The organism is Aliidongia sp. (genome assembly GCF_035943795.1).
GTDB lineage: Bacteria > Pseudomonadota > Alphaproteobacteria > ATCC43930 > CGMCC-115725 > Aliidongia.
Genome location: NZ_DASZBY010000158.1, coordinates 12,735 through 26,686, shown reverse-complemented (window position 1 = coordinate 26,686; position 13,952 = coordinate 12,735). Strand labels below are relative to the sequence as shown.

The 13,952-nt window shown below is 65.9% G+C and carries 12 protein-coding genes; 8 read left to right on the top strand and 4 right to left on the bottom strand.

Going from position 1 to position 13,952, the window contains the following annotated elements:
• Window positions 1–9 precede the first annotated feature (9 nt).
• Together VGV37_RS30160 and VGV37_RS30155 are read left to right on the top strand one after the other, a co-directional pair.
• The gene (locus tag VGV37_RS30160; RefSeq protein WP_326883586.1) at window positions 10–2,469 is read left to right on the top strand and encodes a circularly permuted type 2 ATP-grasp protein; all 2,460 of its coding nucleotides are present in this window, start codon (window positions 10–12) and stop codon (window positions 2,467–2,469) included.
• Window positions 2,470–2,475: 6 nt separating this feature from the next.
• A complete protein-coding gene (locus VGV37_RS30155) occupies window positions 2,476–3,354 on the top strand; it encodes a transglutaminase family protein (RefSeq protein ID WP_326883585.1) in 879 nt (292 codons plus the stop codon).
• A gap of 3 nt (window positions 3,355–3,357) precedes the next feature.
• Here the strand turns inward: VGV37_RS30155 and VGV37_RS30150 are convergent, their stop codons facing one another.
• The gene (locus VGV37_RS30150) at window positions 3,358–4,821 is read right to left on the bottom strand and encodes a S10 family peptidase (RefSeq protein ID WP_326883584.1); all 1,464 of its coding nucleotides are present in this window, start codon (window positions 4,819–4,821) and stop codon (window positions 3,358–3,360) included.
• A gap of 193 nt (window positions 4,822–5,014) precedes the next feature.
• On the opposite strand from VGV37_RS30150, the gene VGV37_RS30145 reads away from it, so the two are divergent.
• Window positions 5,015–6,019, top strand: coding sequence for an enolase C-terminal domain-like protein (locus tag VGV37_RS30145; RefSeq protein WP_326883583.1), 1,005 nt, complete (start codon window positions 5,015–5,017; stop codon window positions 6,017–6,019).
• A gap of 15 nt (window positions 6,020–6,034) precedes the next feature.
• Here the strand turns inward: VGV37_RS30145 and VGV37_RS30140 are convergent, their stop codons facing one another.
• A complete protein-coding gene (locus tag VGV37_RS30140) occupies window positions 6,035–7,330 on the bottom strand; it encodes a GNAT family N-acetyltransferase (protein WP_326883582.1) in 1,296 nt (431 codons plus the stop codon).
• Between the two features lie 146 nt (window positions 7,331–7,476).
• Here VGV37_RS30140 and VGV37_RS30135 point away from each other — a divergent pair, with 146 nt between their 5' ends.
• The gene (locus tag VGV37_RS30135; protein WP_326883581.1) at window positions 7,477–7,827 is read left to right on the top strand and encodes a hypothetical protein; all 351 of its coding nucleotides are present in this window, start codon (window positions 7,477–7,479) and stop codon (window positions 7,825–7,827) included.
• A gap of 158 nt (window positions 7,828–7,985) precedes the next feature.
• Window positions 7,986–8,312, top strand: coding sequence for a heat shock protein HspQ (hspQ, locus tag VGV37_RS30130; RefSeq protein ID WP_326883580.1), 327 nt, complete (start codon window positions 7,986–7,988; stop codon window positions 8,310–8,312).
• Window positions 8,313–8,329: 17 nt separating this feature from the next.
• Here the strand turns inward: hspQ and VGV37_RS30125 are convergent, their stop codons facing one another.
• Both VGV37_RS30125 and VGV37_RS30120 read right to left on the bottom strand, forming a co-directional pair.
• Window positions 8,330–8,782, bottom strand: a complete 453-nt coding sequence (locus VGV37_RS30125; RefSeq protein ID WP_326883579.1) for a GNAT family N-acetyltransferase — start codon at window positions 8,780–8,782, stop codon at window positions 8,330–8,332.
• 22 nt (window positions 8,783–8,804) lie between these two features.
• Window positions 8,805–9,320: a flagellar biosynthesis repressor FlbT gene (locus VGV37_RS30120; protein ID WP_326883578.1), complete on the bottom strand. Its 516-nt coding sequence runs from the start codon at window positions 9,318–9,320 to the stop codon at window positions 8,805–8,807.
• A gap of 252 nt (window positions 9,321–9,572) precedes the next feature.
• Between VGV37_RS30120 and VGV37_RS30115 the strand changes: the two genes are divergently transcribed.
• The 3 genes from VGV37_RS30115 to VGV37_RS30105 are packed head-to-tail and all read left to right on the top strand — an operon-like array spanning window position 9,573 to window position 13,869.
• Window positions 9,573–10,979, top strand: coding sequence for a flagellar hook-basal body complex protein (locus VGV37_RS30115; protein WP_326883577.1), 1,407 nt, complete (start codon window positions 9,573–9,575; stop codon window positions 10,977–10,979).
• 60 nt (window positions 10,980–11,039) lie between these two features.
• On the top strand, window positions 11,040–12,815 hold the full coding sequence (locus VGV37_RS30110; RefSeq protein ID WP_326883576.1) for a FlgK family flagellar hook-associated protein: 1,776 nt from the start codon (window positions 11,040–11,042) through the stop codon (window positions 12,813–12,815).
• A gap of 19 nt (window positions 12,816–12,834) precedes the next feature.
• Window positions 12,835–13,869 carry a hypothetical protein gene (locus VGV37_RS30105; RefSeq protein WP_326883575.1) on the top strand — a complete coding sequence of 345 codons (1,035 nt, stop codon included), beginning with the start codon at window positions 12,835–12,837 and terminating at the stop codon, window positions 13,867–13,869.
• The last annotated feature ends 83 nt before the right edge of the window (window positions 13,870–13,952 follow it).

Here is a 13,952-nt window from a genome sequence, read left to right as displayed (position 1 = left end):
GATCACGCCGTGAGCGCGAGTTTCCTGGCCGGATACCAGGTTCCGACCGGCACCTTCGACGAGATGCGCGGCCCCGATGGGGCGGTGCGGCCGGCCTGGGCGGCGTTGCTGAAAGCACCCGACTTCGCCTCGGCGGCGATGGTCGAGTCGCGCTGGCAGCTCGCGGAACGGATGATCCGCGAGAACGGGGTCACCTACAACGTCTATGGCGATCCCAAAGGACTGGCCCGTCCCTGGCCGCTCGATCCCCTGCCGGCTATCGTGCCCGCCGCCGAGTGGCGCCAGATCGAGGCGGGCCTCGCCCAACGTACGCGCCTGCTCGACCGGCTGCTGGCCGATCTCTATGGACCGCAGACCGTCCTCAAGGACGGTACCCTGCCGCCGGCCCTGGTCTTTGCCAATCCAGGCTTCCTCAGGCCCTGCCACGGTATCCAGCCGCCGGATGGGGTGCAGTTGCACCTGGCGGCCTTCGACCTGGGACGCCTGGCCGACGGTACCTGGATCGTGCTCGACGACCGCACCCAGGCGCCGTCCGGCGCCGGCTATGCGCTGGAAAACCGCATGGTGCTGTCGCGCAGCCTGCCCGACGCGTTCCGGGCGCAACCGGTCGAGCGCGTGTCGGGCTTCTTCCGGGCGCTCAGGGAAACGCTGGGCCGCGCCGCGGCAGCCGCGGCCGCCCGGTCGCGCGGGTCGTCGAGCGAGCCGCGCATCGTGCTGCTGACGCCCGGCCCGTACAACGAGACCTATTTCGAGCATGCCTATCTGGCGCGCTACCTGGGCTATCAACTGGTCGCCGGCGAAGACCTGACCGTGCGCTACGACCGGGTCTACCTCAAGACCCTGGGCGGCCTGCAGCCGGTCGACGGCATCCTGCGCCGGCTGGACGAGGATTTCTGCGATCCGCTGTGGCTGAAGAGCGATTCGAGCCTGGGCGTCGCGGGCTTGGTCGCGGCCGCCCGGCGCGGCCATGTGGCGATCTTGAACCCGCTGGGCAGCGGCCTGGTCGAGGGCGCGGGACTGATCCCCTACCTGCCGGCGCTTGCCCGGAAGCTGCTGGGCGAGCACCTGCTGCTGCCCCAGGCAGAAACCCGCTGGCTGGGCGCGCCGGGCGCTACGGACGGTCTCGATCGGGCGTTGGGCGAGCAGATGGTGAAGCCGGCCTTCGTCGGCATGGATGCCTCGCCGGTCTATCCCGAACATCTGGATACGGAACGGCGTGCAGCTCTCGTGGCACGCATCCAGGCGGCGCCCCATCGCTGGGCCCTGCAGAAGCATCTGCCGCTGTCGACGGTTCCGGCCTGGGTCGACGGCAAGGTGGTGCCGCGCGAACTGGTTCTGCGCGCCTATGTCACCGCCGACCAGGGCGGCGGCCACAAGGTCATGCCCGGCGGCCTGGGCCGCGTCGCGCCGGAGGCCGGCCGGCTGATGGTGTCGCTGCAATCCGGCGGCGGCAGCAAGGACGTCTGGATCGTCGGCGACCGGCCGAGCGAGCATGTCAGTCTGTGGCAGGCGCAGCCGGATACGGTCGAGTTGAAGCGCCATGCCGCCGACCTGCCGAGCCGGGTCGCCGACAATCTGTTCTGGCTCGGCCGCTATGCCGAACGGGCCGAGATCACCATCCGCCTGGTCCGTGCCGCGCGCCAGCGCGGCCTGCCCGACCTCAACAATCCCGGCGGCCCGGCGGTCGCCCCCTTGCGGGAATGCCTGGCCGGCCTCGGTTTCGTACTGGCCGAGGGGCCGCCGCAGCCGGCGGCGATCATGGCCGGCCTCAGCCACCCGATCGACTCGCTGCATCGCGCCGCCACCACCGTGCGCGATCGGCTGTCCATGGACACCTGGCGCGTGCTGAACGCGCTGCCGGCACTGGGCGAACTCGACCCGTTGCTGCAGCGCCTCGCGGCGTTCAACGGCCTGGTCATGGAGAACATGACGCGCGGGCTCGGCTGGCGTTTCCTGGAAATCGGCCGACGGTTGGAGCGCGCGTACCAGACGCTCGCTTTCGTGCGCATACTGGGTCGCGCCGTCGGCCCGACCGAGCCGGCGCTGCTGGAGGCAATGCTGGAAGTGGCCGACAGCTCGATGACCTACCGCGCGCGCTATTTCATGGGGCTAAAGCCCGCGGGCGTGCTCGACCTGGTGCTGGCCGACGAGGCCAACCCGCGTTCCGTCGCTTTTCAGCTGGTCGCGATCAGCCAACACATGGCGGCGCTGCCGCGCGAGCGCCATGGCGTCTCGGGCACGGCGGAGGCCCATGCCACCGCCAGCGTGATCGCGGCACTGCGCCGGGCCGACATGGTCAAGATCGCCCGCGGCGGCCCCGGCGAGAGCGACGGTCGGCCAAAACTGGACAAGTTGTGCCTGAGCCTGATGGCCGATCTGGCCGAGACCTCGGACCTGCTGAGCGAGAGCTATTTCGAGCATGCCGCGGCCGAGCCGCGCGGTGCCTTGTCGCAACCGGCCCGGGCCTGAGCGGCGATGCTCTATTCCGTCCGCCATCGCACGACCTATCGCTACGAAGCGCCGGTCACGCTGTCCCATCACGCCGCCCATCTGCGGCCGCTCGATCGGCACCAGCAGACCTGCCGGGCGCATCAGCTGATGATCGAGCCGCTGCCGACCAGCATCGAGGAATCGAGCGACTATTTCGGCAACGGCATCACCGTGTTCTCGATCACCGGACCGCATCAGTCGCTGATCGTCGAGGCCATGAGCGAGGTCGAGATGCGACCAGCGACACTCGATCCTTCGGCCGGGCGCATCGCCTGGGAGCGGATCGCCGACGAAGCCCGCAGCCCGCACGATGCCGTCGCGCTCGCGGCGGCCGAATTCGCCGTCGCCTCGCCGGCCGCGGACGTGACGCCGCTGGTGAAGAGCTTCGCCGCCCCATCCTTCGTGCCCGGCCGGCCGCTGGTCGAAGCGACCCTGGATCTGGCCCATCGGATCCATCGCGACTTCGCGTTCGACCCCCATGCCACGACGATTTCGACCCCGACCGACGAGGTGTTGCGTCTGAAGCGCGGCGTCTGCCAGGATTTCGCCCACCTGATGATCGCCGGCTGCCGGGCCCATGGCGTGCCCGCACGCTACGTCAGCGGCTATCTGGAAACCGATCCTCCGGCCGGCGGCAAGCGCCTGGTCGGCGCCGATGCCTCCCACGCCTGGGTCGCGGTCCATGCCGGCGCGGGGATCTGGCTGGAGATCGACCCGACCAACGACCGGCTCGCCGGTACGAGCCATGTCGCGGTGGCGCAAGGTCGCGACTATGGCGACGTCAGTCCGCTGCGCGGCGTCATCCTCGGCGGCGGCGACCATGTCATCGAGGTCGCCGTCGATGTCGAGCGCCTGCTGATCTGAAGTCTATTTCGGCGCGGGATAGAGCGCCTTCGCATCCAGGCTCAGCGCGCGGCGCGACTCCGGCACCAGGTACAACATATGGCCGCCGCGATAGAGCTTGAGCTGCACCCGGCCCGGATCGCCCATGTCCGGCAGGCGATCGAGCAGGTATTTATTGATGCCGTAGGCGGTCAGCATGTCCGTGTAGCCATGGGCGACGAGCAGCTTCAGCGACGGGTCGAGCGCCAGCAGCTCGCGCAGGTCGTCCATGCCGCCGGGCAGTTCATGGCCACCGCTGTGCCAGTCCCATTTCTGGCCGACATCCTCGGCCAGCAGCCGGTATTCGAGATCGGTCTTGAAGCCCAACTGGTCGCGCGCATAGGCCGCGAAGCCGCTGGCATAGGCGCGGGTGAAGCCGTCGAGCACCGGATCGTCGTGGTGCCACTGCTCGCTGTCCGGAAACGGGTCGGGTGCGGCCAGGGTCGCGTCGTACAGGCTGACGATATCGTTGTCCGCGGCGCGGAAATGCTTGCCCATGGCATCGATCGGCACGACACCGCGATATTGCGCCACCAGCGGCTCCGGCAGACCGATGAGGTCGGCGACCTTGCCGTAGAACCGGACGCCCGCCTCTCCCGACGGCGGCTTGCCGACGATCGCCGGCAGGTATTCCTGCAGCGCGAACCGTTCCGCCTGGGCGAGCTTTTCCGGCGTGAAGGCATCCTTGCGAAACATCTCGGCCGCGGCATAGGACGGCAGGCGCAGCGCCGCGACCAGCGGATTGCCGCGGTTGCCGAACAGCATGTTCGCCTCGATCAGCGGCGACACCATGGTGATGCCTGAAAGCACGACGCCCTGGTCGCGCTGCAGATTGCGCGCGACCTTCGCCGCCCGCAGCCCGCCATAGCTTTCGCCGAGCAGATATTTCGGCGAGGGTGTCCGATCGTTGCGGACCAGGTACAGGCCGATCAGCCTGGCCAGATAGTCGGCGTCCTGGCCGACGCCCCAGAATTGCTTGGGTGCCGCATCGGGCTTGGCGGCGACGCTGTAGCCGGTGCCGACCGGGTCGATGAACACCAGATCGGTGAAATCGAGCCAGCTCTCGGGGTTCTCGACCAGCTTGGCCTGGGCACCGTCGCCGCCGGTGAAATCGAGGCGATAGGGTCCGGCCAGGCCGAGTTGCAGATAGGCGGAGCCGGCGCCCGGTCCACCGTTGAAGGCGAAGGTGATCGGCCGCTCCGCCGGCTTCGCGCCGTTCGCGATATAGGCCGTGTAGTAGACCCGAGCGATCTCGTCGCCCTTGTCGTCGCGCACCGGCAGGGTGCCGGCCGTGGCGCCGTAGGCGATCTTGCGCCCGCCGGCACCGATCGTGTGCTGGGTCGTGGAGTCGGACGGCAACAGGGCGAACAGCGCGGCCGCGCTGGATTTGCGATCCGGCTGACGGTCCGCCTCCGCAGGCTTCGCCGGCGGATCTTCGGCGCGGGCCACAGGTCCTTGAAGCAAAAGGAACCCGAGGGCCAGGCAGAATGTTGAACGGAAGATGGCAGTCATGAATCAGCAGCCCCACTCGGGAAAGTCTGCGGCACTCTAGGATCTGGGGGCGCCCCCGTCCACGGCACTTCGCCGCCGCCCTATTCCGCAGTATTCTGGATCGCATGATGAACCGTGGGACCTCGCCTGCATGCTGCCCCGCGCCCTGATACCCCCCGACCGGCCGCGCGTCTCGGTCCGATCGGAGCAGTTCCCCCTGGAACGGCAGGCCGACGGCGTGCGCCGCATCGCCGAAATCGTCCTGGTCGAAATTCACGAAGGCAGCACGCGCGGCCGGGGCGAGTGCGTTCCCGATCCGGCGCTGGGCGAGACGGTCGAAGCAGTCATCGCCGCGATCGAGGCGTTGGCAGACGGCATTTCGACCGGTGTCATCATGCGGCGCAGCCTGCAGCGCACCGTGCCCGCCGGCGTCGTCCGGAACGCGATCGACCTGGCGCTGTGGGATTTCGATGCGAAGCGGACGAATTCCTCCGTCTGGCAGATCGCTGGCCTTGATGTGCCGCACCGTTTGACCACCGCCGTCACCATCCCCCATGGCAGCGCCGAGGTCATGGGCGCGCTCGCTGCGCAGGAGGCCCATCGGCCGCTGCTGAAGCTGGAGTTGGACTCGATCCATGAATTCGACCGGCTGCTCGCCGTCAAGGTCGCGGCCCCGCACTCCCGGCTCATCGTGGATGCCCATGCCGGCTGGACGCTGGACAGCCTGATCCAGGCCATGCCGACACTCAAGGATGCCGGCGTGGAACTGATCGAGGATCCGCTGCCGGCCTCGAACGATGCGGGTCTAGCCAGTTTCAAGCACGAGATCCCGATCTGTGCCAACCGCTCGTGCCGGGATCGGTCGAGCCTGCCGCATCTCGTCCGCCGTTATGACGCGATCAATATCGATCTGAACCGGACCGGCGGCTTTACCGAAGCGCTGGCCCTGCTGGAGCAGGCCCGCGACGACGGTTTCCGCATCAAGGTGAGCAGCCGGGTCGGCACCTCGCTCTCGACGGCCCCGGCCGCGATCCTCGGTCAGGACGCGGACTGGGTCGATCTCGACGCACCCTTGCTGCTGGCCCGCGATCGCCAACCCGGGCTGCGCTTCGACGGCAGCGTGCTGTATCCGCCCAGCGTCTCGCTCTGGGGCTGAGCCGGGTCCGCCGCGTCACTCCTCCTGGAAATCGCCGAAAACCCGCCGTTTGACGAAATCCACCGCTGAGCTATAGGTCGCGTGCGCGAAAATTCGGCAGCGGTTGGCGAATGTTCGCCGGAACAGCAGGACCCGTCCCCGCGTCTCGACCATATTGGTCGCGCGATACTGATAGGCCGGCGTGCCGAAGCCCATGTCGACTTTCGAAAATTCCGCCTTCTCGATGATGTTTCTAAACACGATCTGCCACAATGTCGTGCCCGGCGAGAATTTCTCGAAAAATTCGTTGTAATATATGCGATGAACTTTATAGGTCTTTCCGTATCTCGTGCCTATTACCAAACCTATCACTGTGTCTTCTGCCGCAAGAACGAAACACAATAGAAATCCATGGGCGGATAGACAGGCATATTCCCGATCGCTCAGGCTCGAATGATCCTTTTGAGACACCTTGAGCTGCCGCATCGCCTCGAACAGCTGCGGCACTTCATCGGGAGCCTCGATGGTCTTCAGCCGGAGCGGGGAGACGATCCGCTCCTGAAGCAATCTTTCCTGGCGCATGAAATTGTAGCGCCGCTTTCGACCGAGCTTTTTGCGATAGGCATCGATGCTGCTCGGGACCAGAACCGAGTGGCATTGCCTGAACCCGTGCATGACGTGGATATGATAGAGCCTGCGCACCGTCCTCGAGGTTCGAATGTGCTGCCAGAGCCGGCTGTCGAGCGGGACGGCGTCCATATAGACGACCTGGGCGTCCGGATAGCGCTGCGAGAGGGTCAGGAACAGGCCGTCGTAGACCTCCGGCGTCTCGGGGACCAGGGGCTCGCTGCCGAGAATGTTGATGCGCTTGAGCCGCAATCGCCACCAGATGCGGTTTCCGAGGGTGAAAGGCAATTCGAACAGCGAGATCTTTGTCGGCACCACACCGACGATCTCGCCTGCCCCGACATCCTCGACGACCAGGACGTCCAGGCGAACCTCCGGCTCGGCCTCGGTCAGATAGTCGAAGAATTTCGCGCTCCGGAACAGCGCGCCCGGTTCTTCGCGATGGGCCGACAGCGATTGCCAGGCCTGGCGAAGGCGGAATGACTTTCGATCTCCGTCCCAGATCGCCATCGAATAGTGCCGATCCGCCGGCACGGGACCGATCATGCCCGGCTGCGGGCAGTCATCACCGGGCGTCCGGCGATGTGCGGGTATTTCCGTTTGGTCGTTGAGCGGCGCGGTCGAACGTCGATCCTTCATCCCATCCTTCGCACCGTCACGGGCACAGACCCAAGACTCTACGCCATCCCCGATTGAAACGGACATCTCTTTTCATGCGCTCGAGTCCCTGCGTCCGACTGCAGGTGACGGGGATGTATCGATCGCCTGGGAACGTATTGCCTGATGCCGATGTTCGCGGACCAAGGTTGCCCGCGACCCTTTCCCCTGACGGCTTCGTTTCGAGGATAGAATTGCGCTTTTCCAAATTCCTGCTGATGTCCCTGATTGCCGGCTTTGCCCTGCCGATCGCCGGCTGCGTCGAGCGCGAGGTGGTCGTGCAACGCCCGGCCCAGGGCGCCGTCATCGTCGCCCCGAAGCCGCCGCCCCCGCCGCCGCAGGCGGTCGAGTACGTCCCGCCGCCGCCGGCCGGCGCGCCGGGCGCCTGGGTCTGGCAGCCGGGTCATTGGCGCTGGAACGGCCGGGAATATGTCTGGCATCCTGGTGAATATGCCCAGCGGCCAGCCCATGTCGAACGCTGGATTCCGCCCCATTGGGACGAGCGCGGCGGTCAGTGGTTCTATGTCGAAGGTCATTGGGCCTGACGCGAAAATGATCCCTCGTGACGAACGGGCCGGCCGCAGCGCCGGCCCGTCTACGCGTGGCCGGGTTCGAACCGTGGCTCTTGACCGATCGATCGGATAGGACCATTTCGGTCTTCCTACAGCGTTCCTTCGTCTTCAAGAGTTGCGTCAGCCCGAAAATGGTCCCCACGACCACCAAATTCTCCATCGGCCAGATTCTGCGCCATCGTCATCATGCCTTCCGCGGCGTCGTGGTCGATATCGACCCGATCTACAGCAACGGCGAGGAATGGTACGAGCGGGTGGCCACGACCAAGCCGCGCAAGGACCAGCCCTGGTACCATCTTCTGGCGGAGGATGGGACGGATGGCCACTACCTCGCCTATGTGTCCGAACAGAACCTGCTGGTCGACGAGGCGGCGGAGCCGATCGGACATCCGGAACTGTCGACGCGCTTCGGCCCGCTGGTCGACGGGGTCTATCAGATGAAGCAACTGCTCAACTGACCCATGCCGGGCAGCGATCAGGCGTGGTCGGCTTCCAGGATCTTATGCAGGGTGAACAGCGACTGGCCGCCGACATAGTCGGCCAGCACGCCGATCTCGACGTAGTCGAGCCGCCGATAGAAGCCGGCGGCCGGTTCCCCGAGCGCCGTCAGCCAGATGCTGCGGCAGCCGCGCAGCCGTGCCTCGTCCTCGACCGATCGCATCAATTCCCGGCCGAGCCCCCGTCTGCGCCGCGCCTCGGCGATCCACAGGGTCTTGATGAACAGACGGCGCCACATGACGTGGCCGTCGGCCCCACCTTCGATCCGTCCTTCGAGGTCGCGCGCGAAAACGGCGAAATGCGCATGCTCGGGCGGCCCGAGCCGCGCCTCCTCGAAGGCGAACAGCCCGCGTTCCAGGACCGCCACGTCGGTCAGGCTGGGGCTGGATTCGACGCCGATCAGGACGGTATCGCGGTCGGGACGGATCATGGCGACCTGTTGGCCGTACGGCTCAATTTTCGTCGATGGCGGAAATGCGCCGCTCCAATTCCGCGATCTTACCCTTGATCCGGCCGATTTCCTTGTGGCGATCGACCCGCGGCGGCCTCGGCTCGGCATAGGCCTCGCCCGGATGGGCAACCGTCTCGACCGGCTCGCCGGCCTCGAGCGCGATCAGGCGGCGCGAGGCGCGGAGCGCATTGTAGAGCTTGTCCTCGGACATCAGCTCGCGCAGATGGGCGATGATCGCCGTGGAAGCCGGCCATGCCGTCAGGAACCGGTCCATCAGCGCGTCGCCGATCGTCTCCCATTCGCCGCGGTTGGCTTCGAACAGGTAGGCGTTCTGAATGGCGTGATAGATCTCCTTGGCCGGCGTATTGGCCTCGGGCTGGGTCAGCACATCCTTGTCGCGCAGGATGTTCGCCTTGTTGTGCACGGTCAGCGAGATGTTGGCCGAGCCGCTGTTCTCGATCACGGCGCCATTGATGATGATCTTGGCGCCGGCCGGCAGCGGGATGGAAAGGGGCATCGGGGTCCTCGAGGGATGGTACGGGAGAAGACATCGGGCGGTTGGGAGATCGATTGTACCCGATCCGGAGCCAGATGCGAGCCGGCAAGAACCGCCGCGTCGAGTCCCGTTCGACCCGGCAGGATTTGCCGGGCAAGGCAGAAAGGTTCCAGCCGGGACCGAGGTCAAGCCGTTGGAAAACAACGGATAGGCGAGATGGAATGGCGCTTGCGATGGAGCTGGTGACGAATTTCGCCAGCCTCGGAGGCACCCATGAGTTTGTTCAGCAGCTTGACGACAGCCGTCAGCGGGTTGAATGCGCAGCAAGCGGCAATCGGAAATATCTCCGACAACGTCGCCAATGCGCAGACCGTCGGCTTTAAACGGATCGACACCGGGTTCGAGAACCTGGTGACGGAATCGACGCAGAATTTCAACGAGCCCGGCGGCGTCCTGGCGCAGCCGGTCTATCAGAACGCGATCGCCGGATCGCTGGTGCAGTCGCAGACGGCGACTTCGCTCGCCATCACCGGCCAGGGCTTCTTCCAGGTCAAGGCACCGCCCTCGACCGCCGCCGGCACGGCGACCGGAACCGCGTTCACGCAGTCGAACTATTATACCCGGCGCGGCGATTTCACGGTGAACAAGGACGGCTTCCTGGTCAACGGCGCCGGCTATTACCTGGAAGGCTACGACGTCAATCCGCAGACGAACGTGGTCAACAACGCCAACGGGGCGGCAGCCCCCATCCAGGTGACGCAGCTGCTCGACAACCCGGTGGCGACCACCAACGTCACGCTCGCCGCCAACCTGCCCTCGTCCTATGCCCTCCAGGGAACGGCCGGCTATAGCTCGCCGGCACCGGTCACGACCCAGGTCTATGACGCGCTGGGCAACACCCACCAGGCTTCGATCCAGTTCGACCACACGGCAACCAATCCCAATACCTGGAACGCTTCGATCACGCTGGCCGGCGGCAATCCGGGAACGGCCGACAACTACACGCTGGTGTTCGGTGACGGTTCGTCGTCCCTCGCGCAATTGGGCGACGCGGCCGGTGGCGCCACCATCCCGCCGGCAGGCACCCTCGCCTACATGACCGCCGCGGCGGCCAACCCGGATGCGGGCAACGCAGTATCGGCCTCCGGAACCAACGGCGCACCGGCGACGATCGCCATCCCCTACAACGTCGGCACCACGACGAACCCGGTAAACCTGCCGATCACCTTCAATTTCGGCAACTACGGCACCGATACCGGCGTGACCCAGTTCGCCGATACCCAGGTGAACGTTTCGTCGATCACACCCAACGGCATCGCCCGCGGCTCGTACCAGAGCGTCTCGATCGACAACAACGGCAATGTCCAGCTGAACTATTCGAACGGCCAGCATCTGACTTATTTCCAGATCCCGATCGCCCAGTTCAACGCACCGGACCAGTTGCAGCGGCTCGACGGCAGTGCCTTCAGCGTGACCCAAGGCAGCGGCGACGCGCAGCTGTCGGCGGCCAATGCGAACGGCGCCGGATCGATCTCGCCCTCGACGCTCGAGGAATCGAACGTCGATATCGCGAGCGAATTCACCAAGCTGATCACCGCGCAGAACGTCTATTCGGCGAACTCCAAAGTGATCACGACCGACAACCAGCTGCTGCAGACGATCATCAACGTCATCCAATAACCCTTCTGACCGCCGACGCCGGGCGCGCAATGCGCGTCCGGCAATCTTGGAACCCGTCCCATGTCGCTCATGTCGATCCTCAGCAACGCGACGAGTGCACTGCTCAACACGCAGTCGCAGATCAATGTCGTGTCTCAGAACATCGGCAATGCGCAGAACCCGAACTATTCGCAGCGCAGCACCGTCGTCATCGACAAGTCGCCGCAGAACGGCGGCGGCACCCAGATCGTCGACGTGCAGCGCGCGGTCGACGGCACGCTGCAGACCAACTACCTGAACCAGATCACCAATGCCGGCTCGACGACCACCGTCAGCCAGCTCTATACCCAGCTGGAGCAGCTGACCGGATCCTCGACCACCTCGCCGATCCTGAGCTCGGCCCTGCAGGCGTTCCAGAATGCCTGGCAGGCGCTGCAGGCGACGCCAGAGGACAGGACGACCCAGCAGCAGGTCGTCAACAGCGCCCAGGCCCTGGTCAGCACGATCCAGACCGTCGCCCACGGCGTCGAGAAGATCGCCGGCCAGGTGACGACCCAGCTGGGCAGCGATGTCACCACGCTCAACACCTCGCTCAGCCAGATCGCCACGCTCAACGCCCAGATCGTCAGCGGCAGGAACAACGGCCAGGATACTTCGGCGCTGGAGGATAGCCGCGACCAGCTGATCACCACCGTCGCGGGCATGGTGCCGGTTCAGCAGCAGATGAACGGCGACGGCAGCATCTATCTGTCGACGCCGAGCGGCGTGGCATTGGTCCAGCAGTCGCCGGATGCCTTCGCCTACGATGCGACCACCGACACGCTCTACAACAAAGGCGATCCCGCGAAGAGCTCGTTGAACGGCGCGCTGACCAGCGGGCAGATCGGCGCGGAAATCGGGATCCTGGCGAACAGCGGATCTCAGGCCGTGTCCGACGTGAGTTCGCTCAACGGCCAGCTCACCCAATTGGCGGCGGTGAATACCGCGATCGCCGGCGGCAGTACGCCCGCGCTCGTCGCGCAGCAGACCAGCCTGATCGCCGGGATCACGGCCCTGGTGCCGACGACTGTGACGACGAACGCCAACGGCACGAAATACCTGTCGACCCCGTCCGGAACCCTGCTGGTCGGCGCCACGACCAACCAGTTCGGCTATGACACGACGACGAACACGTTCTACAACACCAGCGCGCCCGGAACCTCGCTCAACGCCGCGCTGACCTCCGGCACGCTGGCGACCGACATCGCGAGGGCAGCACCCGTCGCCAACGCGACGGCACCGGGCGTGGGCGCGCTCGACCAGATCCGCAATCAGCTGAACGGCCTTGCCGATCTGTTCTATGCGAGCCCGCCCGCAGCGCCGACCGCGTTCCAGACGGCCTATGACAGCGCGACGCCGGTCAATACCGGGGAGCTGGCCGCCTCGTTCTTCACCATGTCGGCGACCTCCGGCTCTGCGGCAGACCGGTTCAACCTCGAGGTCAATCCGGCGCTGGTCAACGGCACGGCGACTGTGAAGCAATCGGCCGCGATCACGGTAGCCGTGCAGATGGCTGCGACCACGACCAGCCTCAGCGCCGGCGGGATTTCGACCGGCCCGACCAGCTACCTCGGCGTCGCGAACGCGATCGCCTCCGATCAAAGCGGCCGTGCCTCCGCGGCCACCAGCGCCCAGACCGCGGCCACGGCCAACACCAGTGCGGCGCAGCAGGCCTACCGTAACGTGACCGGCGTGTCGTCGGACCAGCAGCTGGCCCAACTGGTCTCGCTGCAGAACGCCTATTCCGCGGCAGCCAAGATCATCTCGACGGTGCAGGAGCTCGAATCGACCCTGCTGACCGCCGTCGGCGGCGCGTGACCCTGGAGGAGATGACCCCATGAGTGCGATCAGCTCGCTCAGCAGCTTTCTGCAGAACATCAACCTGGTTCAGAACGCCCAGAACCAGATCGCAAAACTGACCTACCAGGTCGACACCGGCCTGAAGTCGGAGGATCTGCAGGGCTATGGCACCCAGGCGAACCAGCTCCTGAACCTGCAGGGCGCGCAGTCGACCGAGCAGAGCTACGTTTCCAACAATACCCAGATCCACACCTTCCTCAGCGCCTACGACACGACGCTCGGCCAGGTGTCGAGCGACGCCACCAAGCTGGTCGGCGCGCTCGACGCATTCACGGTGACCGATCCGAACTCGATCGCGAACCTGAAGGCGCTGGTCAAGGGCCTGCAGGTCGACGTGGCCGCCACGCTCAACATGCAGGTCGGCGGCCGCTTTCTCTACAGCGGAACCCGCTATACGACGCAGCCCGTCGGCGATCTGACCGCCGCTGCACAGCAGTTGGCGGCCCCGGTGCCGAACCCGGCCGCCATACCGCCCACGACCTTCACCCCGGTCACGGCGACCAGCGTGCCGACCTATGACAACCAGGCGTCGACCATCAACGTCACCCCGCCGGCGACCCAGACGGCCGCCCAGGCCCAGCTGGGTGCGCAGGCCTATCAGACCCAGAACGCGACGATCTCGACCAACCAGCAGATCACCTACGGCATCAGCTCCAACGATCCGAGCTTCCAGAACCTGATCTCGGCGCTCCAGAACGCCTTGGGCGCGGTCGGCGCGACCGGTGCCACCCAGGCGCAGTTCCTGCAGAACGCGTCGGACCAGGTTCAGGCGGCCCTGACTGGCATCCAGGGCCTGAAGGGTACCAACGGCACGGCCGAGACGCTTGTCGCCAACGCGAATGCACTGCATAACCAGACGCTCGCCACCCTGCAATCGCAGGTCACGACCATCACACAGGTCGATCCGGCGACCGTGGCCACCGAACTTTCCAGCGCGCAGACCCAGCTCGAAGGCAGCTACAAGGTCGTTTCGTCGGTTTTGAACGAAACCTTGCTTAACTATTTGAAGTAGTGCCCGGTCGGAAGTGAAGTTTTAACCCTACCGGGCAACACTCACTGGCGAGGCGTCTCTAGGGCCATGATTGGGAATGCAGT

Excerpts from the sequence above, each read along its gene's own strand:
- VGV37_RS30155 (WP_326883585.1), top strand. The coding sequence starts at position 2,476 with ATGCTCTATTCCGTCCGCCATCGCACGACCTATCGCTACGAAGCGCCG.
- VGV37_RS30145 (WP_326883583.1), top strand. The coding sequence starts at position 5,015 with ATGCTGCCCCGCGCCCTGATACCCCCCGACCGGCCGCGCGTCTCGGTC.
- VGV37_RS30140 (WP_326883582.1), bottom strand. The coding sequence starts at position 7,330 with ATGTCCGTTTCAATCGGGGATGGCGTAGAGTCTTGGGTCTGTGCCCGT.
- hspQ (WP_326883580.1), top strand. The coding sequence starts at position 7,986 with ATGGTCCCCACGACCACCAAATTCTCCATCGGCCAGATTCTGCGCCAT.
- VGV37_RS30125 (WP_326883579.1), bottom strand. The coding sequence starts at position 8,782 with ATGATCCGTCCCGACCGCGATACCGTCCTGATCGGCGTCGAATCCAGC.
- VGV37_RS30120 (WP_326883578.1), bottom strand. The coding sequence starts at position 9,320 with ATGCCCCTTTCCATCCCGCTGCCGGCCGGCGCCAAGATCATCATCAAT.
- VGV37_RS30115 (WP_326883577.1), top strand. The coding sequence starts at position 9,573 with ATGAGTTTGTTCAGCAGCTTGACGACAGCCGTCAGCGGGTTGAATGCG.
- VGV37_RS30110 (WP_326883576.1), top strand. The coding sequence starts at position 11,040 with ATGTCGCTCATGTCGATCCTCAGCAACGCGACGAGTGCACTGCTCAAC.
- VGV37_RS30105 (WP_326883575.1), top strand. The coding sequence starts at position 12,835 with ATGAGTGCGATCAGCTCGCTCAGCAGCTTTCTGCAGAACATCAACCTG.